Here is a 20,928-nt window from a genome sequence, read left to right as displayed (position 1 = left end):
GCGCTGCAATCTGCGCAATTCCTGGCTTGACGAGCGCCGACAATCGCGACATGTCTGAAACGAATTTGGCGGACCTCGCGTTCGCACGCCTCCCGCTGGCCCCGGCCCAGCTGGACAACCTGGCCAGCCTGGGCTTCACGCAGATGACGCCCATCCAGGCCGCCAGCTTGCCGCTGGCCCTGGCGGGCCGCGACCTGATCGCTCAAGCCGAGACCGGCAGCGGCAAGACCGCCGCGTTCGGCCTGGCGCTGCTGGCGGCGCTGAACCCGCGCTTCTTCGGCGTGCAGGCGCTGGTGCTGTGCCCCACGCGCGAACTGGCCGACCAGGTGGCGCAGGAGCTGCGCCGCCTGGCCCGTGCGCAGGACAACATCAAGACGGTGGTGCTGTGCGGCGGCGTGCCGCTGCGCAACCAGACCGCCAGCCTGGAGCATGGCGCGCACATCGTCGTCGGCACGCCGGGCCGCGTGCTCGATCACCTGGAGCGCGGCCACCTGGTGCTGGACGGCCTGCGCACGCTGGTGCTGGACGAGGCCGACCGCATGCTGGACATGGGCTTCATGGACGACATCGCCGCCGTGGCCCGGCGCTGCCCGGCGGACCGCCAGACGCTGCTGTTCTCGGCCACCTACCCCGAGGGCATCGCGCAACTGGCGCGCCAGTTCCTGCGCGACCCGCAGCAGATCACGGTCGACAAGCGCCAGGACGTGAGCCACATCACCCAGCACTGGTATGAGGTGGCCGAGGGCGCGCGGCTCGATGCCGTGGTGCGCCTGCTGCGCCACCACCGGCCGGAGAACGCGCTGGTCTTTTGCAACACCAAGCAGCAGTGCCGCGACCTGTTGGCCGTGCTGCGCGGCCATGGCTTTGCGGCGCTGGCGCTGTACGGCGAGCTCGAACAGGTCGAGCGCGACCAGGTGCTGGTGCGCTTTGCCAACCGCAGCGCCAATGTGCTGGTGGCCACCGACGTGGCCGCGCGCGGGCTGGACATCGCGCGCCTGGGCGCCGTCGTCAACGTGGACGTGACGCCCGACCCCGAGGTGCATGTGCACCGCATCGGCCGCACCGGCCGCGCTGGCGAGAAGGGCCTGGCCCTGAACCTGGCGAGCATGGACGAGATGGGCCGCGTGGGCCGCATCGAGCAGCTGCAGGGCCGGCCCACGCAGTTCGAGCCGCTGGCCGCGTTGCGCGACGAAGGCATGCCCCCGCCCCCGCCCATGGCCACGCTGCAGATCCAGGGCGGACGCAAGGAGAAGATCCGCGCGGGCGACGTGCTGGGCGCGCTGACCGGCGAGGCCGGCTTCACGCGCGAGCAGATCGGCAAGATCGACGTGAACGAGTTCTCGACCTATGTGGCGGTGGCGCGGGACATCGCGCCGCAGGCCGCCAGCCGGCTCGACCGCGGCCGCATCAAGGGCAAGAGCGTGCGCGTGCGGCTGCTGGACGACTGATCGGCGCGCTTCCTATACTGCGGGAATGAACCAGACGGTACATTCCCGGCGCCGTGCTGCCGGCGCGCGGCCCGTGGCCAAGCGCGCCAAGGAGACAAGCCGCACGAACGACCCCGCGCGCACCATGGCCGACATCCTGGACGTGGCGCTGACGGAGTTCGCCGAGAAGGGCCTGGACGGCGCGCGCATCGACCAGATCGCCGCGGCCACGCAGACCTCCAAGCGGATGATCTACTACTACTTCGGCAGCAAGGAGGGCCTGTACCTGGCCGTGCTGGAGGAGAGCTACCGTGCCATGCGCGCCACCGAGGCCGACCTGCATCTGGACGACATGCCGCCCGAGGCCGCGCTGCGCCGGCTGGTGGAATTCACCTTCGACCACCACCTGGACACCGAGCCCTACATCCGCGTGGTGATGGCTGAGAACATGCAGCGCGGCCATTACATGGCGCAGAGCCAGAGCATCCAGCAGCTCAACGTGCCGGCGATCTCGGCCATCGAGGGCCTCTACGCGCGCGGCCTGGCCGCAGGCGTGTTCCGGCCCGGCCTGGACGCCATCGACCTGCACGCGACGATCTCCGCCCTGTCGTTCTTCAACGTGGCCAACCGGCACACGTTCGGGCTGATCTTCAAGCGCGACTACACCGCGCCGGAGGTGGTGGCGGCGCGGCGCGAGTCGGTGGTGCAGACGGTGCTGCGGTTCGTCACGGCGTAGCTGCCTGCGCCTGGATGTGGTGATGCACTAGGGTATTCACCGAGCGGACTAGAACTAACCAGTTCGTACATTACGGGGTTATTCAGGAGACGCCCCGTGGTCGAGAAATTCATCAACACGTACTGCCGGCTGCTCGGCTGGCTGATGGTCGCCAGCCTGGCGCTGATGGTGGTCATGGTGTTCGGCAACGTGGTCATGCGCTATGTCTTCAACTCGGGGCTGACGCTGTCCGAAGAGCTGTCGCGCTGGCTCTTCGTCTGGATGACCTTCCTGGGCGCCGTGGTGGCGCTGCACGAGCGCGGGCACCTGGGCACCGATTCGCTGATCGTGCGGCTGCCGCGCGGCGGCCAGAAGGCCTGCCTGTTCCTGAGCCTGGTGCTGATGTGCTGGATCTGCTGGCTGATCTTCGATGGCGCCTGGCAGCAGGTGAAGATCAACTGGGATTCGACCAGCGCGGTCATGGAAGCCTCCATGGGCTACTTCTACGCCAGCGGCATGGTGTTCGCGGTTCTCGCGGCGCCGGTGCTGGTGCTCAACCTGGTGCGCCTGCTGGCGGGCCGCATGTCCGACAACGAACTGATCGGCGTGCGCGAGAACGAGGACCAAGCATGACCATCACGATCTTCCTGGGCTCCCTGCTGCTGGCCATGGCCATTGGCGTGCCGATCTCGTTCGCGCTGCTCGCCAGCGGCGCGGCGCTGATGGTGCAGATGGACATGTTCGACGCGCAGATCCTGGCGCAGAACCTGATTGAAGGCGCCAACAGCTTCCCGCTGCTGGCCGTGCCCTTCTTCATGCTGGCCGGCGAGATCATGAACGCCGGTGGACTGTCGCGCCGCATCGTGCAGTTCGCGATGGCGCTGGTCGGCCACGTGCGCGGCGGCCTGGGCTACGTGGCCATCGGCGCGGCCGTGATGATGGCGGCGCTGTCGGGCTCGGCCGTGGCCGACGCGGCCGCGCTGTCCGCCCTGCTGCTGCCGATGATGGTGGCCGCCGGCCACGACAAGGCACGCTCGGCCGGCCTGCTGGCATCGGCCAGCATCATCGCGCCCGTGATCCCGCCGTCCATCGGCTTCGTGATCTTCGGCGTGGCCGCCAACGTGTCGATCTCCAAGCTGTTCCTGGCCGGCATCGTGCCGGGCGTGCTGCTCGGCGCGGCCCTGTGCTTCACCTGGTGGTGGCTCGGCCGGCGCGAGAACGTCGCGCCGCAGCCGCGCCGCAACAAGGCCGAGATCGCCGCCGCGTTCAAGGACGCACTGTTCGCGCTGGGCCTGCCCATCATCGTGATCGTGGGCCTGAAATTCGGCGTGTTCACGCCCACCGAGGCGGCCGTGGTGGCGGCGGTCTACGCCCTGGTGATCTCGGTCTTCGTCTACCGCGAGCTCAAGTTCAACCAGCTGTTCGGCCTGTTCCTGGCCGCGGCCAAGACCACCGCCGTGATCATGTTCCTGGTGGCCGGCGCCATGGTCAGCGCCTGGCTGATCACCGTGGCGCAGCTGCCCGACCAGATCGTCAGCCTGCTGCAGCCGCTGATGGACAACCCGCGTGTGCTGATGGCCGCCATCATGGTGCTGGTGATGGTGGTGGGCACCGCCATGGACATGACGCCCACCATCCTGATCCTGACGCCGGTGCTGATGCCCATCGTCAAGGCCGCCGGCATCGACCCGGTCTACTTCGGCGTGCTGTTCATCATGAACAATGCCATCGGCCTGATCACGCCGCCGGTGGGCACCGTGCTCAACACCGTGGCCGGCGTCGGCAAGATCAGCATGGACCAGGTGACCAAGGGCGTGTGGCCGTTCATGATCGCGCAGTTCTTGCTGATGTTCCTGATGGTCATGTTCCCCGCCATCGTCACCGTGCCGGCGCGCTGGCTGGCGGGCTGAGCCTTGCCCCATCCTTTTTCTTCACTGGAGACACCCATGAAACGCCTCATGCTCAAGACCCTGGTGGCTGCCGCCGTGACCACCGTGATGGCCGCGTCCGGTGCCCATGCGCAGGACACCCGCACCATCAAGTTCGCCACGCAGAACCCCAAGGGGCATCCGCTGGTGATGGGGATGGAGAAGTTCGCCGAGATCGTGGCGGCCAAGTCGGGCGGCAAGCTCAAGGTCAACCTGTTCCCCGGCGGCACGCTGGGCAGCGACCAGGCCAACGTCTCGGCCATCCAGGGCGGCACGCTGGAGATGGCGACCATGAACTCCGGCATCCTCGCCAGCCAGGTGAAGGAGTTCGCGGTCTATGACTTTCCGTTCATGTTCGGCAGCAACGCCGAGGCCGAGGCCATCGTCGATGGCCCCTTCGGCAAGAAGCTGCACGACAAGCTGAAGGACAAGGGCCTGATCGGCCTGTCCTACTTCGAGCTGGGATTTCGCGACATCACCAACAGCAAGCGCCCGATCACCAAGGTCGAAGACCTGGCCGGCCTCAAGCTGCGCGTGATCCCCAACCCCATCAACGTGGACTGGGTCAAGGCGCTGGACGCCAACCCCACGCCGCTGCCCTTCCCCGAGGTCTATGCCGCGCTGGAGCAAAAGGCCATCGACGGCCAGGAGAACCCGGTCACGGTGATCAACGCCAACAAGTTCTACGAGGTGCAGAAGCACGTGGTGCTGAGCCACCACCAGTACAACCCGCAGTCGGTACTGATCAGCAAGAAGTTCTGGGACAGCCTGCAGCCTGCGCAGCAGAAGATCGTGGCCGACGCGGCCGTCGAAGCCACGAAGTACCAGCGCCAGCAGGCGCGCGAACAGGTCGCCATCGCGCTGGACAACATGAAGAAGAACGGCATGCAGGTCACCGAGCTGCCGCCCGCCGAACTGGCCAAGCTGCGCGACAAGATGCGCCCGGTGACGGCCAAGCACGCCGTGACCGTGGGCCAGGACGTGGTGGCCGAGCTGCAGGCCGAGCTCGCCAAGGTGCGCAAGTAAGCTTGCAGCCCGGGGGGGGCGCCAGTCCCCCGTACCCACTCCCCAAGGACACCGCATGAAGATCCTCACGCTGCACGGCATCAACCTCAACATGTTCGGCAAGCGCGACCCCAAGACCTACGGCACCACGACGCTGGCCGAGATCGACGCGCAGCTCGTGGCGCTGGGCCAGGAACTCGGCACCGAGGTCGCGTGTTTCCAGAGCAATTTCGAAGGCGCGATGGTCGAGCGCATCCATGCCGCGCACACCGAGGGCGTGGACGCCATCGTCATCAACGCCGGCGCGTGGACGCACTACAGCTATGGCATCCGCGATGCGCTGGCCATCCTCCAGTGCCCCATCGTCGAGGTGCACATGTCCAACGTGCATGCCCGCGAGGCCTTCCGCCACCACTCGGTGCTGGCCGAGATCGCCCAGGGCCAGATCGCCGGGTTCGGCGTGGACAGCTACCTGCTGGGCCTGCGCACGGCTGTGACGCACGCCAAGGCGCGGCAGGCCTGACCCGCCGGCAGCCACTGCTGCGCGCACGCGACGGTGCGTGCAATACCGGGACGGCGCCTGCGGGTGCTGCCAAATTGTTGCGCCGTTCTGCCTATATCTTGAGAATAATCCGGTCAAGATAGAGACAAATCATTGGAGCGCGCCATGTCCTTCCCGTTTCCCTGCCTTCGCCTGGGCCTTGCCGCCGCGGGGGCGACCGTCCTGATGGGCTGCGCCAGCATGCCGGAGCCGGTTGGTGCGTTGCGCAAGGAGAACGTGTTCGCCGTCACCGCGGGCAACGAACTCATCAGCTTCAACGCCGGCCAGCCGCAGCGTGTGCTGAGCCGCAAGCCGGTCACCGGCGTGGCCGCCGGCGATGCGCTGGTCGGCATCGACTACCGCGTCTCGCGCGGCGTGCTGTTCGCGCTGTCGCGCCAGGGCCGGCTGTACACCCTGAACACCAGCACCGGCGCGCTGGCGCAGGTCGGCGCGTCGCCGGCGGTGCTGCCGCTGGCCGGCCCGCTGTTCGGTTTCGACTTCAATCCGTCTGCGGACCGCATCCGTGTGGTGGGCGAGGGCGGCCAGAACCTGCGCCTGCACCCGGAGACCGGTGCCGTGGTCGACGGCAACCCCAACCTGGACGGCGTGCAACCCGACGGCACCCTCGCCTACGTGGCCGGCGACGTGAACGCGGGAAAGGCACCGGCCCTCGTGGCGGCCGGCTACACCTACAACAAGCAGGACGAGAAGATCACCACCAACTACGCCATCGACCGCCGCCTGGGCGTGCTGGTGATGCAGGGCTCCAAGGAAGGCACGACGCCGGTGGTCTCGCCCAACACCGGCCAGCTGCGCACCGTGGGTCCGCTGGGGCTGGGTGAGCTGGCCGACGCCACGCTGGACATCGCCGACGTGTCGAACGCCGCCTTCGCGGCGCTGCGTACGCCCAGCGACACCAAGACCAAGCTCTACCAGGTCGACCTGGACACCGGGCGTGCGCGCTTCGTCGGCACGGTGGCCGATGGCGGCCCGCTGCTGGGCATGGCCATCGAGCCCTGAGCTGCGCGCGCTCGGGGTGTTCATGCGCACGATGCGTTCGGTACCTGGTTGGCTGGCTGGCCTGGCGGCCGCCACCTTGGCCTGCGGTGCGGCGGCCGGCACCGTCCAGGTCACGGTGCAGGACACGGCGGGCAAGCCGCTTGCCGACGCCGTGGTCTTCCTTGAATCGCGCGAGGCGCGTGCGCAGGCCAAGCCGGTGGCCGGCGCCGAGATCGCGCAGCGCGCCAAGCGCTTCGAGCCCGCGGTGACGGTGGTGACGGTGGGCAGTTCCGTCACGTTCCCCAACCAGGACACGGTGCGCCACCAGGTCTACTCGTTCTCTCCCGTCAAGACCTTCGAGCTCAAGCTGTACATCGGCACGCCGGCCAGTCCGGTGGTGTTCGACAAGCCCGGCATCGCGGTGCTGGGCTGCAACATCCACGACCAGATGGCCGCGTGGGTGGTGATCGTCGAGACCCCTCACTTCGGCCGCAGCGCCGCCGGCGGCCAGGTGTCGCTGGCCAACGTGCCGGCCGGCAGCTACCGCCTGCGCGTGTGGCACCCCGGCCTGGCCGTGGGCGCGCCGGCGGCCGACCAGGCTTTCACCGTCAACCCGAACGACCAGGCCACCGTGTTCAAGCTCGCCGGCGTGACACCATGAACTGGCGGGCCTGGTCGCTGCCGGGCGGCTTGTCGTCCCGCATCGTGCTGCTGTCGCTGGTGCTCCTGCTGGTGGTCCAGGCGGCGGTGTTCAGCGTGGTGCGCATCGCCATCGACCAGAGCGCGCGCCGCCAGGTCGCGCAGGAATTGCGCGTGGGCGAGCGCGTGTGGCTGCGCCTGCTGGAGCAGAACGCGCAGAAGCTCAACCAGGGCGCCTCGCTGCTGGCCGCCGACTACGGCTTTCGGGCCGCCGTCGGCAGCGCCGACCTGGACACCATCGCCTCGGCACTGGAGAACCACGGCGCGCGCATCGGGGCCACCGCCACCGCGCTGCTGGACACGCAGCTGCAGCTGCGGGCCGTCGCGGAAGGCCAGAACGCCGCCGCGCTGCATTCGGTGCTGGCCAGCCCCCTGCGCGCGCTGGCCGAGGACCCGAACGCCTACCGCATCGCACTGGTGGGCGGCGAGGCCTTCCAGTTCGTGCTGGTGCCCATGCGCGCGCCGCTCGTCGTGGGCTGGGTGCTGATGGGTTTCCCGCTGAACCAGAGCCTTCTGGAAGACATGCGTGCGCTGTCGGACGTGCAGCTGGCCCTGTTCGGCCGCTCGCCCGGCCAGCCGCCCCGCGTGCTGGCCACCACGCTGGCGCCGCGCGCGTTGCAGGCCCTGCAGCAAGCCGGCGGCCAGCCTGCCGAGCTGCCGGTGGACGACGACATGCTGCTGGCGCGCGGGGTTGCGCTCGACACCAGCGCCGACACCGCCGTCTACACCGTTCTGCTGCGCTCGGTGAACGAGGTGGTGGCGCCCTTCCGCCAGGCCCAGGTGGCGCTGGCCTGGATCACGGCGCTGGGCGTGCTGCTGTTCGGCGCTGGCAGCGTGGTGACCGCACGCCGCGTGACCACGCCGCTGCGCGCGCTGGTGTCGGCCGCGGGCGAACTCGGCCGGGGCCGCTACGACCAGCCGCTGCAGCACACCGAGCGCGCCGACGAGATTGGCGGCCTGGCGCGTGCCTTCGACACCATGCGCGTGGACATCGCCGCCCAGCAGGCCGAGATCCGCCACCTGGCGTACTGGGACCGGCTGACCGGCCTGCCCAACCGCGCGCGCTTTCGCGAGGCGGTGGAAGAGGAGATCGCGCGCCGCCGCGGCGAGACCCCGCCGCGCAGCCTCTCCGTGCTGATGCTGGACCTGGACCGCTTCAAGCATGTCAACGACGTGATGGGTTACGCCTTGGGCGACCAGCTGCTCAAGGCCGTGGCGACGCGCCTGACCGAGCAGGGCCTGCGCAGCAGCGACATGGTGGCGCGCCTGGGGGGTGACGAATTCGCCGTGCTGCTGGCCGACAGCGGCGCGGCCATCGCGCAGCAGGTGGCCCAGCGCATTGCCAAGGGCTTCGAGCAGCCGCTGGCGCTGGGCGAGCAGACGGTGGACATCTCCGCCGGCCTGGGCATCGCCTGCTGGCCCGAGCATGCCGCCGACACCGACACGCTGCTCTCGCGCGCCGAGGTCGCCATGTACGCGGCCAAGTCCAAGACCACCACCGTGCAGCTCTACGACGCCGGGCTGGACGCCGGCAGCGTGCAGACCCTGTCGCTGCTCAGCGAGTTGCGCCGCGCCGTCGAACGCAACGAACTGCGCCTGTTCATGCAGCCCAAGCTGCGGCTGGCGGATTCCGCCGTGGTCGCGGCCGAGGCCCTGGTGCGCTGGCAGCATCCCGAGCGCGGACTGGTGCCGCCGCTGGACTTCATCCCGTTCGCGGAGCAGACCGGCTTCGTGAGCCAACTCACGCTGTGGGTGTTCGATGCTGCCGCCGGCCTGCTGGCGCAGATCGGCGCAGGCACGCTGCGCATTGCCGTGAACCTCTCCACGCGCGACCTGCTCGACCTGGAGTTCCCGGCGCGGCTGGACGCCATCCTCGATCGCCACGGCGTGCCGGCCACCGGCTTCTGCCTGGAGATCACCGAGAGCGCCATCATGGACGACCCGCAGCGCGCCCAGGCCGTGCTGCAGCGCCTGTCCGACCGTGGCTTCAAGCTCTCCATCGACGACTTCGGCACCGGCTATTCGTCGCTGGCCTACCTCAAGCGCCTGCCGGTGGACGAACTGAAGATCGACAAGTCCTTCGTCATGAACATGGAGAAGGACGAGGACGACGCCAAGATCGTGCGGTCGACCGTGGACCTGGCCCACAACCTGGGCTTGACGGTGGTGGCCGAAGGCGTGGAGAACGCGCTCATCTGGCGCCAGCTGCGTGCACTGAACTGCGACGAGGGGCAGGGCTACTTCATGAGCAAGCCGATGCCGTCCGCGGACTTCCTGCACTGGGCCCAGCGCTGGCACCAGGGCGAGGTGCTGACGCACACGGCGCACGGGTCGCTGCTGAGCTAGTGGGCAGCTCGGGCCGGCCACGCCGTCGGCGCCGGTGGCAGCGACAGCCAAGCCGTTTCACGCGCCCGTGGCCTGCGGCCATCCCTTGCGTGCCGCGCTGCGCAGGCTGGACCGGACGACCTGCCGGTGGAACGGCGCGATCAAAAGAATGTAGGCCCGGCCCAGACGGTCGTGGCAATGCACCACGGTGGAAACGACGAGCTGACGCCCGCCTTCCGATGCCGGCTCGCCCGTGCACAGCACCGACACCCTGAAGTCCAGGTGCTGGTCGTCCTCTCCCAGCACGATTTCCGATGCACTGGTGCTGTACACCTTGAAGATGCCCACCCGGCTCCGGCTGGCGCTGCCGCCCAGCGCAGCGAGATGTTTGCCCGTCTTGAGGCCGAAGCCCGCCACCAGCGCGTCTCGCACCCGCATGAGACGGCCCACCCAGGGTGCCTGGTGCGAGAAGATGAAGCGGGCCAACACCTCAGGGTCGCCGGATGCGTTCGGAGGCAGCCGGATCGAGAACGCATCGGCCAGGTTGACCGACGCATAGGCGTTGGCGATGCGCGACTGCGCAGGGAGCGCCACGGCCGTGACGGGCGTGAATTCAGGGGGCATGTGTGGGCGGATGGTGCGGCATGGCCATGGGACCAGGCATGGTGCTGGCTATTGCCTGGCGAGATACCAGGCGACCAGGGCATTGGCATGGCCGTGCCCCAGCTGGTATTCGGTCTTGAGCCGGTTGACCAGCTCCATGTGCTTGAGGGCGCCCGCCTGCTGGATGACCTGCATCCAGTGGGCGATGGGCTTGCCGTACTTCTTCTCGATGGAAGGGAAGTAGGAGGCCGGGCCTTGTGTTGCTTCCGGGGCTGCCATGTCGAATCCTTTCGGTCGTTTCTGCGCTGCGGGTAGAGGCGCGCGGATGAGAGCGCCGTTCTGACGACGATCGAGAGGAGCGATTTCGACAAACGAATGCGTTGTGCGCGCCGGTCACCGACGCGCGTGCGTCACCCCACCATCGCCTTCAAGCGCATCTGCCCCGGCAGCGGCACCGAGCGCTTGAGCACATCCTCGGCCAGCCACAGCGCCGACTTGCGCGCCCGTTCCGCCACCGTGGGTAGCGGCAGGTTGAGGAAGTCGTCGTTGAAGACCTCGAAACTGTAGTCGCCGCGGTAGCCCAGCTTGTCCAGCCGCAGCACGAGTTCGACGACCTGCTCGCTGTGCACGCCTTCGCCAGGGAACACGCGCATGGTGCGCGCCGTGGCCATGCGTTCCTCGAAGGTCGGCGTGTCCTGCCACAGGAAATCGGCCAGTTGCACGAGGAAGATCTTGCTCGGGTCGAGGTAGTCGATCTCCGAAAGCGGGGTCTTGGCCGCCAGCACGTGGAAGGAGTCGATGCCCACGCCCAGGTTGGGGCAGTCGGCGCGGCAGACCACGTCCCAGGCGGTCGTGAACTCGTTGACCGTGTGGCCCCACGACAGGCCTTCGTAGGCGATCCTGATGCCCAGCGGCACGGCCAGCATGGCCAGCTTGCGCAGGTCGCGCGCGATCGCATCCAGATCCTGCGTGGCGTGGCGCGAGGTCGACGAGCAGGCCAGCAGCACCGTGCAGCCCAGCGCGGCGCACATCTCCAGCATGCTCTTGGCGATGTCCACCTTGTAGTGGTGCAGGTGGCCCGACAGGCCCTCGAAATCGCGCAGCACCTGGAAGCCCGTGCCGCGCAGGCCGCTGTCCTTCACTGCCTGGACGGCAGCGTCGAGCCCGCCCGGGTGGCCGACCAGGTCGTTGGCCTTGAGCATGACCTGCGTGAAGCCGGCGCCGCGCATGGCGGCCAGCTTGGCCTCCAGCGGCCCGGCCAGCGTGATCGTGTCCATGCCGAAGCCTTCGAAGTTGCCCTCGGTGTGCAGCCGCATGCTGGTCACTCCCCGCCGCTGTGGACGAGTTCGAACACCACCGAACCCAGGTAGGTCTTGGTGATGGCCCCCCGCCGTTCGGTGTGGGCGGCTGCCGTCTCGACGAACTCCACGCCCAGCGCACGCAGCGCCTGCACGGCGGCCAGCACGTCGGGCACGCCCAGGCCGATGCGCTGCAGCTTCTCGCCGGTGTCCAGCACATGCGGCTCGGGCTCGACCAGCTGCAGCATGAAGCGCTGCGTCGCGTCCAGCGCCGGCGTGCGCAGCAAGGTGCCCTTGGGCATGATGCCGAAGCGCAGGTCGTCGGGGATCAGCTCGGTGCCGAACAGCTCGCGGTAGAACTCGATCCAGTCGTTGCTGCGGCCCGGGCCGATGTACTGCACCACGCCGAAGAAGTGGATGCCGGCCGTCGGTGCCGGCTGCTGCTCGACAGAGGGGATCGGCACGAAGTCCACGTCGTAGATCGAGAACTCCTTGTAGCGGTCGACGAAGTAGATGCGGCTGCCGCCCGCGCCGTGGATGGCCGGGATGTTCAGCTCCATGACCTCGGCGTGCGTGGGCACGGCCCAGGCACCGCGCTCCAGCACGTAGCGGTACGCGGCCCGCGCATCGCGCGCGCGCAGCGCGACGGCGGAGATCGTCGGCACCTCCTGGCTGGCCCCGGGCGCGTCGGCAGCGTGCGCGTTGACGACGATGTTGAGCCCGCCCTGGCGGTACAGCAGGATCTCGCGCGAACGGTGCCGCGCGATGGGGCGGAAACCCATCATCTCCAGCACCTGGCCCAGCGCCTGGGGCTTGGAGGTGGCGTACTCGATGAACTCGATGCCGTCCAGGCCCAGCGGGTTGGCGGCGTCGCTGAACGAAGCCTGCAGGGGCTCGCGCGGATCGGGGGTATTCAGCAGCAGATCACTCATGCGCACATTCTGCGCCAGCCAGCCCCAAATTCTGTTCAGCGCACGAGCAGCACGCCGCCATCCACGGTGAGTGTGGTGCCGACCACATAGTCGCCTGCGCGCGAGGCCAGGTAGATGGCAGCGGCCGCCATGTCCTCGGGCTGGCCGATGCGCTTGGCCGGGATGCGCCGGGCCACTTCCTCGCCCTGGTCGCGCGCGGCGCGGTTCATCTCCGAGGCGAAGGCGCCCGGGGCGATGGCGCTGACGACGATGTTGTCCTCGATCAGCCGCAAGGCCATGCGCTTGGTGAGGTGGATGAGGCCGGCCTTGCTGGCGGCGTAGGAGTACGTCTCCAGCGGGTTCACGCCCTGGCCGTCGATGGAGGCGATGTTGATGACCTTGGCCGGCCGGCTCTGGGCCGCCAGCCGCAGCGGCGCGGCCAGGGCCTGGGTCAGGAAGAAGGGCGCCTTGAGGTTGAGGTTGACGACCTTGTCCCAGCCGGCCTCGGGAAAATCGTCGAAGGGCTCGCCCCAGGCCGCGCCGGCGTTGTTGACGAGGATGTCCAGCCGCGGCTCCAGCGCCACGAAGGCATCGGCCAGCGCGCGCGCGCCTGCCACGCTGGACACGTCGGCCGGCAGCGCGATGCAGTGGCCCAGCGCGGCCATCTCGTGCGCGGCCTGGGTGCAGGCCTCGCCCTTGCGCGCCGAGATGTAGACGCGCGCGCCCTGCGCGAGGAAGCCCTCGGCGATCATGCGGCCGATGCCGCGCGAGCCGCCAGTGACGAGGGCGGTGCGGCCGGCCAGGGAGAACAGGTCTTGGGTCTGCATGGAATGTCTCGCTCGGTGTAGGGGAAAGCGCTGCAGCTTAGCGAGCCTACACTCGCCCGTCGCCACTTTGGCGACACCGCCACACCCCCTCCAGCATGAAACAGATCCACCGCCAGCAGCTTGCCGAGCGCCTGCTGGCCCTGGCCGAGACAGGTGCCCTGCAGCAGCCGGACGCACACGCGCGCATCGCCGACGTGATCGACAGCGTGGAGCATGCCGATGCCGCGGCCGACCTGCGGCGCGTGACCATCCTGCTGTCCGACCTGCGCGGCTTCACGGCGCTGGCGGAGCAGCATTCCGCGCTGGCCATGGTCGAGGCGCTGAACCGCTATCTCGCGCGCATGACCGACATCATCCTGCGCTGGGGCGGGTCCATCGACAAGTTCATGGGCGACGCGATCATGGTGCTGTTCGGCGCGCCCGAGGCGCTGGAGGAAGACATCGTCTCGGCCATCGCCTGCGCCATCGAGATGCAGATCGCGATGGACGAGATCAACGCCGACAACCGCGCCCGCGGCATGGCGCCCTGGTTCATGGGCATCGGCATCAACACCGGCGAAGTCGTGGCCGGGCAGCTCGGCTCGCGCCTGCACAGCGAGTACACGGTCATCGGCGACCAGGTCAACCTGGCCTCGCGCATCGAGGCGCACAGCCTGCGCGGGCAGATCCTGCTGTCCGAGGCCACCTGGCAACAGGCGCAGGGCTTCATCGAGACGGGCGATGTCAACGAGGTCAGCGTCAAGGGCAAGCGCGAGACCGTGCGCATGTACGAGCTGCAGGCCACGCAGCGCCCGCACCGGCTGGTGGCGCCCAAGCGCGAGATCCGCAACAGCCCGCGGGTGGAGGTCGACATGCCGCTCGTGTTCCGCCGGCTCAAGGGCAAGGCGGTGGGAACGCGCACGCTCGACGGCCGCATCACCGACCTCAGCTACGGCGGCATGTTCGTGCGCAGCGCTGTGGCACTGCAGGCCTTCGACGACATCTGCTTCGCGCTCTCGCTGTCGATGATGGGCCGCGAGCTGACCGAGATCTACGCCAAGGTGCTGCGCGTGGTGCCGCAGGCCGACGGGCAGTACGGCTACCCGGTGGAGTTCACGGCCATCGAGGTCAAGGCCCAGCAGTCGATCAAGGAGTTCGTCGACGGCATCGTAGAACTCGGCCGGCCCTAGGGTTCAGGCCGGCGCCTGGCGCGCGGCGGCCTGCCGCACGAAGATCGGCGAGGCGGTGCTGGCCATGGCCAGCTCGCCAGCCGCCTGGTTCAGGGGCGCGCCCAATTCCTGCATGCGCGCCGCGGTGAGCCGGATCGCCGGGCCGGCGATGGTGATCACGCCGATGGTGTCCTCGCCGCGCCGCTGCACCGGCGCTCCCATGGCGTTCATGCCGGGCGCGTAGACCTCTTCGATCAGCGAGAAGCCGCGCGCGCGGTCTTCCTGCAGCACCTGCTCCAGCGCCTTCCAGGTGGTGGGGGCGCGCGGGCCGTAGGCCGCCGGCTCGCCGAAGCCCTGCCTGACGACGAGCTCCAGCGCGCGCTCCTCGGAGAGCGTCATGAGCCAGGCATGGCCGCCGGCGCTGCACGACAGGCGCAGGTCGATGCCCATGTCCGGGTCGTAGCGCAGGCCGAATCGCGCGCCCTGCGCCTTGGCCACGAAGGTCAGCCGGTCGCCATCGACGATGGCCAGGCGCACCAGTTCGCCCGACACGTCGGCCAGCCGGTCGATGATGGGCTGGGCGATGTCGACGATGCCCGAGCCGCCGAGATAGGACAAGCCCAGGGCGGCCAGCTTGGTGGTGAGCGCGTAGTCGCCGTGGTCGCGCATCTGGCGCACATAGCCGCAGCGCACCAGCTCGGTCAGCACCCGGTGGCAGGCCGACAGCGGCAGTTCCAGGTCCTGCGCGACGGCCGACAAGGCCTTGCCTTCCGGGCGCGCGGCCAGGTACTCAAGGACGGACAGGGAACGTTCCAGGGGGCTGCTCATGGCCGGGATTGTCACCCGAAGCCGGACCGGCTCCCGCCGTCAAGCCCCACGTCCACCCGCGCATTCGGCCGATCTGCGTACAGGTTTACCCCAGGTGGCAAAGCCAGGGTGGCACGTAATATGGAAATCTATTCCACATGGAAATAGTTTCTGAATCTGGGTCGGTGCTCTCGCGCGACCCAGAGCCGGTGCCCCCTTTGCAGGGGCGCCGCCGCTGCCGCCATTTTCACAACCACCGGAGACCTGCATGCGCCTTGCGCTCTTACCTTCCCTGATGATGACGCTCGGCGTCCTGGCCGCCGCGCCGCCGGCCCTGGCCCAGCCCGCAAGCCAGTCCCCCGGCTGCTGCACGGCCACCACGCGCGACGTGGAGAAGGTCGGCGGCAACCTGGGCAACCAGAACTACTCGGCGCTGCGCCAGATCAACAAGGCCAACGTCAAGCAGCTCGGCGCCATCTGGCTCAACGAGATCGAAGGCGGCATCACCACCGGCACCAACCAGAGCACGACCATCGTCAAGGACGGCGTGATCTACATCGAATCGGCGCTGGGCAAGCTGCATGCGGTCGACGGCGTGACCGGCCAGACCAAGTGGGTCTACCCGGGCAAGGGCACCATCACGCGGCGCGGCCCGGCCATCGGCCAGGGCATGGTCTACACCATCGCCACCGGCAACACCGTGGTGGCGCTGAACAAGGACACCGGCCAGGTGGTCTGGGAAAAGGTCATCAACGGCTACGGCAACGTGGCCAAGGTCGGCGTGGTCTACCACGACGGCATGCTCTACCTGGGCACGAACGACGGCACCCGCGGTGCCGCGCTGGCCGTCGATGCCGGCACCGGCGAGCTCAAGTGGTACTTCTTCGGCATCCCCGGCCCCGGCGAGTTCGGCTACGACACCTGGGGCGGCGGCCCGCAGAGCGGCGCCACGCCGTGGATCCACCCGGCCGTGGACCCCGAGCTCAACCTCGTCTACTGGACCTTCGGCAACGCGCGCGGCGGCTCCTCGCAGGACGGCTCGCAGCGCCCGGGCCAGAACCTGTTCGCCAATTCCATCGTCGCCACCGACGCCAAGACCGGCGCCTACAAGTGGCACTTCCAGTCCGTGCACCACGACATCTGGGACATGGACAACGTCAACGCGCCCGTGTTGGCGGACGTGACCGTCAAGGGCAAGCCGCGCAAGGCCGTGATCTACGGCAGCAAGACGGCCATGTGGTACATCCTGGACCGCACCGACGGCACGCCGCTCGTGGGCATCGACGAGAAGCCCGTGCCGCAGGACGCGCGCCAGAACACCTGGCCCACGCAGCCCTATCCGCGCGGCGACGCCTGGACGCCGCTGTGCGTGACCGACAGCGGCCCGGCGCGCGCCGTGCCCAACTTCAAGCGCGGCTGCCTCTACTCTGCGCACTGGGACGAACCGGTCCTGTCCATCCCCGGCCAGGGCGGCGGCGGCGACTGGAGCCATGTGTCCTTCAGCCACAGCACCAAGCTGGTCTACACCGGCTTCGGCTACGTGAGTTCGGCGCACTCGCTGACCGAGTCCAGCAACGGCCTGCGCCCGCTGGGCACCGAGATGACGGGCGGCATCGTCGCCATCGATCCGGCGAGCAACAAGATCCGCTGGAAGAAGGACATGCCGTATTCGCTGGCCCACGGCAACGGCATCCTGACCACCGCCTCCGACCTGCTGTTCATCGGCCAGCCCGACGGCAACCTCCTCGGCATGGACGCGCTCAACGGCCGCGAGCTGTGGCGCTTCCAGACCGGTGCGGCGATCAGCGCCAGCCCGATCACCTACGAGGTCAACGGCGAGCAGTACATGGCCATCTACGCCGGCGGCACCGGCATCCCCTACGGCGACTCGGCCCAGCGCGGCGACCACCTGTGGGCCTTCAAGGTGGGCGGCACCGTGCCGCAGGCGGCCGAGCCGACCAAGCCCGTCATCCGCCGGCCGATCAACGCGGCGGCGGTCGAAGGCAGCACGGTCAACAACACCGTCAACCTGGCGCGGCAGTGGACCGGTGGCCAGGTCGGTGGGGCGGAAGCCGGTGGCGTGAACGCGATGGCGCCGCAGCACCTGCGCGTGCCGGTGGGCACCACGGTGACCTTCCACAACCCGGCCACCAATGCCAAGCAGCACTGCGCCACGCAGTTCTTCGAAGGCCTGTTCAATGCCGGCCCGCTGGCACCGGGCCAGTCGTTCCAGTACACGTTCAGCGAACGCGGCGAGTACTTCTACAACGACTGCACCGACCCGCGCTCGACCGGCAAGGTCGTCGTCTACTGAGCGCCACCCGCCCCGCTGCGCCGCCCGGGGGCGGCGCAGTCTTCTCTTTCGAAACCACCGGAGACATGACTTGACCCACCGCATCACCTCGCTCGGCCTGGCCCTGGCCCTCACGCTCGGCGCCACCGCCAGCCAGGCCGCCGTCGCCCGTTTCGACACCACCAGCTTCGGCTACAGCGTCTCCAGCGGCGCGCTGAACTGGGCCACGGGCGAGCAGTACCAACGGCTGGACACCGAAGCCGCGTCCGGCGGCGGCACGCTGGGCTACGACAGCGCTTCCAACGACTGGAGCAACTGGGCCAGCCGGGCCCTAGCGGCGACCACGTCCTACGCCAGCGCCTCGGCCGCCACCGGCGGCCAGACGCCGCAGGGCAGCGCGGAGGCCACGCGCACCGACCTGCAACCGGCCGACCTGCCTTCCCACGCCAGCCGCGCCTACGCCAACCAGGCCGGCGTGTTCAGCCTGACCGAAGACGGCACCGTCACCTTCACCATCGGCTGGCGCATCGAGGTGCAGGGCGACGCGGCCGATCCGCTGGCCGATTACGGCCATGCCCTGATGGCGCTGATGGCCGGGGCTTACGACGGCAGCTCCGCCACCTCGCTGAACGAGGAGCTGTTCTCGTTCGACGCCGTGAGCGGCACCTCAGTGGCCAGCGGCACCTGGGTCTTCGACGTCGCGCTGCTGGCCGGCCAGCTCGGCTACTACGACCTGACCGGCACGGCCAGCGCCGAAGCCAGCGCCCAGGCCGCCGAAGTGCCCGAGCCGGGCAGCCTGGCCCTGTTCGGTGCCGGCCTGGCGACGCTGCTGGGCCTGCGCCGCCGACGCGCCTGAAGGCGCAACGGCCCCCGCGCCTGCGGGCGCGGGGGCCGTTTCCAGCACCAGGCCCGGCAGCGCCGGGCCTTGCTATTTCAGGCCTGCGGGCGGCGTGCGCGGCGCGACCATCCCAGCCCGGCCAGGCCCGCCAGCAGCAGGGCGGCGCTGGCCGGTTCGGGCACATCGTTCACCACGGTCAGCACCAGGCTCCCCAGGTTCACGTAGCCGTCGTACTCCTTGCTGACGGACAGGTTCAGTGCGCCATCCTGCAGCAGCGCCAGTTCGGCGCCCGTGAAGGTGTAGCTCCAGGCGGTGGGCGGGCTGACCTCGCTGTTGGTCGCGCAGTCGTCCCACAGCGAGCAATAGGCCACCTGCACGCCGTCGCCGTAGACCAGCACCTCGGTCGTCGTGCTCGAGAAACCGTTGCCGAAGGTGCCGCTCAGCGTGGCCGACAGGATATTGCCGGCCGTCGAGAAACTGAATTGCCCGGCATTCAGGCTCAATGGCCAGGAGCCCCAGACATCGTCACCGGTACTGAAATCGCCAAGGGTGCTGGTGACCACCCCCGCCTGTGCCATGACGGCACATGCCGCGAGCAATCCCGCCACGGCGGACTTTTTCATTCTGGAAAAGCGCATAAACACTCCAAGTCGTTGGATCTACAAAGCCCCCTTCGTCCCAACCCGTTGTCAAGACACAAAAAATTGGTGGCACGCGAGTCTAGCGAGTCATGCTGGAAGATGTTTCCATGCTTCCCCTCTTGACGATCCAAGTCTTTTACAACAGGATTGGAAAAGTATTCCACATGCCTTGATTCGATGAAATCAGGCGAATAACGAAAGGGGGAGGCATATTCGTCCAGTCCAGATGCGCGGTACCTGAGCGGTCAGCCGGGTGCTGAAGATTCGCCTATCGACAGGCGCAGCTTCGTTTTCTCAAATTCTCTGAAGGATTATTTCCATGCATCGAAGAATCGATGGCAGTGGCGGCCGCCGCATGCTTGCCTGCGCCGTGGCGCTGGCCGGCGCGGGCCTGTCGTCCGCGGCCCTGGCCCAGATGGGGGCGCCCGCGCCGGGCAGCCTCGACACCCAATACAACGCCTGCCGTGGCACCAACCCCAATTGCTACAACGACTGGGGTGCGTTCGCCAACACGCCCAACAAGGTGTTGATCTACTCGCGCACGGCTGGCCCGCGCCATGCCAACCTGGGGCCGGCGCTGGCCGCCGGCCTGAATCCGCCGCTGGTGGCGGCCAACGCCGTGCAGAACGGCCTGATCCGCCTGCTGGCGGCCGAAGGCATCCAGGCCGACTGGACCGAGGACGTGGCCCGCATGACCAGCCTGAACGGCTACAAGGCCATCATCTTCGCGAGCCCCACGCGCGACGCTCTCTGGGACCACGCCAAGACTGCGGCGGGCGGCACCCAGCTCGATGCGGCACGCCATGCGCTGCGCCAGTACATGCGCCGCGGCGGCGGCTTCGTGGGCATCCACAACGCGTTCGGCACCGAATACAACTGGCCCTACTACGAAGGCCTGCTGGGCAATGCCAACTTCTACGACCACGGCGCCAACCAGAACGGCACCGTGCGCATCGTCAACAAGAACGACAGCTCGACCTCGATGCTGCCGGCCAGCTTCGCGTTCAAGGACGAGTGGTACACGCTGATGCCGTACCCGACCAACGTGAAGTTCCTGGCCGTGGTGGACACCAACTCGCTGGCCACCAAGCGCAGCACGCACCCGGGCCACGGAAAGATGCATCCCGTGTCCTGGTGCCAGTACTACGACGGCGGCCGTTCCTGGGTGACCACGCTGGGCCACGACGCCGGCGCCTTCGCGCAGGACACCTCGACCTTCCCGGGCGCCGCCGAATTCCAGAAGCACGTCGTCGCCGGCATCAAGTCGGCCATGGGCCTGGTGCCCTTCTGCAAATGAGCGCGCCCCGTCCGGCTTCCACCTCTTCGTTCCAAGGAAACACCATGTCCCGTACCACCCGCGCCCTCGGCGCCGCCGCCGCCTTGTTCCTGGCCGGCACCGCCCAGGCCCAGACCGGCGCTCCCGCACCGGGCAGCCTCGACCCCTACTACAAGGTCTGCCGCGGCACCGACCCCAAGTGCTACAACGACTGGGGCGCATTCGCCAGCACGCCCAACAAGGTGCTGATCTACTCGCGCACGGCCGGTCCGCGCCATGCCAACCTGGGCCCGGCCCTGGGCCCCGGCCTGAACCCGGCCCTGGCCCCGGCCAACGCCGTGCAGAACGGCCTGATCCGCCTGCTGGCGGCCGAAGGCATCCAGGCCGACTGGACCGAGGACGTGGCCCGCATGACCAGCCTGAACGGCTACAAGGCCATCATCTTCGCGAGCCCCACGCGCGACGCTCTCTGGGACCACGCCAAGACTGCCGCGGGCGGCACCCAGCTCGATGCGGCGCGCCATGCGCTGCGCCAGTACATGCGCCGCGGCGGCGGCTTCGTGGGCATCCACAACGCGTTCGGCACCGAATACAACTGGCCCTACTACGAAGGCCTGCTGGGCAATGCCAACTTCTACGACCACGGT

Annotated in this window: 21 protein-coding genes; 14 read left to right on the top strand and 7 right to left on the bottom strand. The window is 68.6% G+C overall.

Annotated elements, in window-relative coordinates; genetic code table 11:
* The first annotated feature begins 50 nt into the window (after nt 1-50).
* The 9 genes from dbpA to DES41_RS15635 all read left to right on the top strand — a co-directional run bounded on the left by dbpA (nt 51) and on the right by DES41_RS15635 (nt 9,660).
* Nucleotides 51-1,448 carry an ATP-dependent RNA helicase DbpA gene (dbpA, locus tag DES41_RS15675; RefSeq protein ID WP_114469001.1) on the top strand — a complete coding sequence of 466 codons (1,398 nt, stop codon included), beginning with the start codon at nt 51-53 and terminating at the stop codon, nt 1,446-1,448.
* Nucleotides 1,449-1,473: 25 nt separating this feature from the next.
* Nucleotides 1,474-2,163, top strand: coding sequence for a TetR/AcrR family transcriptional regulator (locus DES41_RS15670; RefSeq protein WP_114468601.1), 690 nt, complete (start codon nt 1,474-1,476; stop codon nt 2,161-2,163).
* A gap of 96 nt (nt 2,164-2,259) precedes the next feature.
* On the top strand, nt 2,260-2,775 hold the full coding sequence (locus DES41_RS15665) for a TRAP transporter small permease (protein WP_211332990.1): 516 nt from the start codon (nt 2,260-2,262) through the stop codon (nt 2,773-2,775).
* Nucleotides 2,772-4,052 (top strand): TRAP transporter large permease subunit, encoded by a 1,281-nt coding sequence (locus DES41_RS15660; RefSeq protein WP_114468600.1) that lies wholly within the window; start codon nt 2,772-2,774, stop codon nt 4,050-4,052. Before DES41_RS15665 ends, DES41_RS15660 begins: the two co-directional genes overlap by 4 nt.
* A gap of 36 nt (nt 4,053-4,088) precedes the next feature.
* The gene (locus DES41_RS15655) at nt 4,089-5,096 is read left to right on the top strand and encodes a TRAP transporter substrate-binding protein (RefSeq protein WP_114468599.1); all 1,008 of its coding nucleotides are present in this window, start codon (nt 4,089-4,091) and stop codon (nt 5,094-5,096) included.
* Nucleotides 5,097-5,151: 55 nt separating this feature from the next.
* Nucleotides 5,152-5,598 carry a type II 3-dehydroquinate dehydratase gene (gene aroQ / locus DES41_RS15650; protein ID WP_114468598.1) on the top strand — a complete coding sequence of 149 codons (447 nt, stop codon included), beginning with the start codon at nt 5,152-5,154 and terminating at the stop codon, nt 5,596-5,598.
* Nucleotides 5,599-5,742: 144 nt separating this feature from the next.
* Complete coding sequence (locus DES41_RS15645) at nt 5,743-6,636, top strand: DUF4394 domain-containing protein (RefSeq protein ID WP_114468998.1); 894 nt, start codon at nt 5,743-5,745, stop codon at nt 6,634-6,636.
* A gap of 31 nt (nt 6,637-6,667) precedes the next feature.
* Nucleotides 6,668-7,276 carry a methylamine utilization protein gene (locus DES41_RS15640; RefSeq protein ID WP_114468999.1) on the top strand — a complete coding sequence of 203 codons (609 nt, stop codon included), beginning with the start codon at nt 6,668-6,670 and terminating at the stop codon, nt 7,274-7,276.
* Nucleotides 7,273-9,660 (top strand): putative bifunctional diguanylate cyclase/phosphodiesterase, encoded by a 2,388-nt coding sequence (locus tag DES41_RS15635; protein WP_114468597.1) that lies wholly within the window; start codon nt 7,273-7,275, stop codon nt 9,658-9,660. The genes DES41_RS15640 and DES41_RS15635 overlap by 4 nt, the downstream gene beginning before the upstream one ends.
* 57 nt (nt 9,661-9,717) lie before the next feature.
* On the opposite strand, the gene DES41_RS15630 is transcribed toward DES41_RS15635, so the two are convergent.
* From DES41_RS15630 to DES41_RS15610, 5 genes are all read right to left on the bottom strand, one after another.
* The gene (locus DES41_RS15630) at nt 9,718-10,263 is read right to left on the bottom strand and encodes a DUF2867 domain-containing protein (protein ID WP_114468596.1); all 546 of its coding nucleotides are present in this window, start codon (nt 10,261-10,263) and stop codon (nt 9,718-9,720) included.
* 48 nt (nt 10,264-10,311) lie between these two features.
* On the bottom strand, nt 10,312-10,521 hold the full coding sequence (locus DES41_RS15625; protein WP_114468595.1) for a DUF4287 domain-containing protein: 210 nt from the start codon (nt 10,519-10,521) through the stop codon (nt 10,312-10,314).
* Nucleotides 10,522-10,652: 131 nt separating this feature from the next.
* Nucleotides 10,653-11,558, bottom strand: coding sequence for a sugar phosphate isomerase/epimerase family protein (locus tag DES41_RS15620; RefSeq protein ID WP_114468997.1), 906 nt, complete (start codon nt 11,556-11,558; stop codon nt 10,653-10,655).
* Nucleotides 11,559-11,563: 5 nt separating this feature from the next.
* On the bottom strand, nt 11,564-12,472 hold the full coding sequence (locus DES41_RS15615) for a VOC family protein (RefSeq protein WP_114468594.1): 909 nt from the start codon (nt 12,470-12,472) through the stop codon (nt 11,564-11,566).
* Between the two features lie 35 nt (nt 12,473-12,507).
* Nucleotides 12,508-13,278 carry an SDR family oxidoreductase gene (locus DES41_RS15610; protein ID WP_114468593.1) on the bottom strand — a complete coding sequence of 257 codons (771 nt, stop codon included), beginning with the start codon at nt 13,276-13,278 and terminating at the stop codon, nt 12,508-12,510.
* 95 nt (nt 13,279-13,373) lie between these two features.
* Between DES41_RS15610 and DES41_RS15605 the strand changes: the two genes are divergently transcribed.
* On the top strand, nt 13,374-14,447 hold the full coding sequence (locus DES41_RS15605) for an adenylate/guanylate cyclase domain-containing protein (RefSeq protein WP_114468592.1): 1,074 nt from the start codon (nt 13,374-13,376) through the stop codon (nt 14,445-14,447).
* 3 nt (nt 14,448-14,450) lie between these two features.
* Here DES41_RS15605 and DES41_RS15600 read toward each other — a convergent pair whose 3' ends face one another.
* On the bottom strand, nt 14,451-15,254 hold the full coding sequence (locus DES41_RS15600; protein ID WP_114468591.1) for an IclR family transcriptional regulator: 804 nt from the start codon (nt 15,252-15,254) through the stop codon (nt 14,451-14,453).
* Nucleotides 15,255-15,531: 277 nt separating this feature from the next.
* Between DES41_RS15600 and DES41_RS15595 the strand changes: the two genes are divergently transcribed.
* Complete coding sequence (locus DES41_RS15595) at nt 15,532-17,547, top strand: outer membrane protein assembly factor BamB family protein (protein WP_245965729.1); 2,016 nt, start codon at nt 15,532-15,534, stop codon at nt 17,545-17,547.
* A 70-nt stretch (nt 17,548-17,617) separates the two neighbouring features.
* Nucleotides 17,618-18,382 (top strand): PEP-CTERM sorting domain-containing protein, encoded by a 765-nt coding sequence (locus tag DES41_RS15590; protein WP_114468589.1) that lies wholly within the window; start codon nt 17,618-17,620, stop codon nt 18,380-18,382.
* Nucleotides 18,383-18,459: 77 nt separating this feature from the next.
* On the opposite strand, the gene DES41_RS15585 is transcribed toward DES41_RS15590, so the two are convergent.
* Nucleotides 18,460-18,987 (bottom strand): PEP-CTERM sorting domain-containing protein, encoded by a 528-nt coding sequence (locus DES41_RS15585; protein ID WP_245965728.1) that lies wholly within the window; start codon nt 18,985-18,987, stop codon nt 18,460-18,462.
* Between the two features lie 337 nt (nt 18,988-19,324).
* Here DES41_RS15585 and DES41_RS15580 point away from each other — a divergent pair, with 337 nt between their 5' ends.
* Together DES41_RS15580 and DES41_RS15575 are read left to right on the top strand one after the other, a co-directional pair.
* Nucleotides 19,325-20,302 carry a ThuA domain-containing protein gene (locus DES41_RS15580; protein WP_245965727.1) on the top strand — a complete coding sequence of 326 codons (978 nt, stop codon included), beginning with the start codon at nt 19,325-19,327 and terminating at the stop codon, nt 20,300-20,302.
* 44 nt (nt 20,303-20,346) lie between these two features.
* Nucleotides 20,347-20,928 (top strand): ThuA domain-containing protein (locus DES41_RS15575; RefSeq protein ID WP_147282879.1); only part of this gene is annotated, 582 nt, incomplete at its 3' end.

This window comes from Pseudorhodoferax soli, from assembly GCF_003337555.1.
GTDB lineage: Bacteria > Pseudomonadota > Gammaproteobacteria > Burkholderiales > Burkholderiaceae_C > Pseudorhodoferax > Pseudorhodoferax soli.
This window is presented reverse-complemented; position numbering and strand designations above follow the sequence as displayed.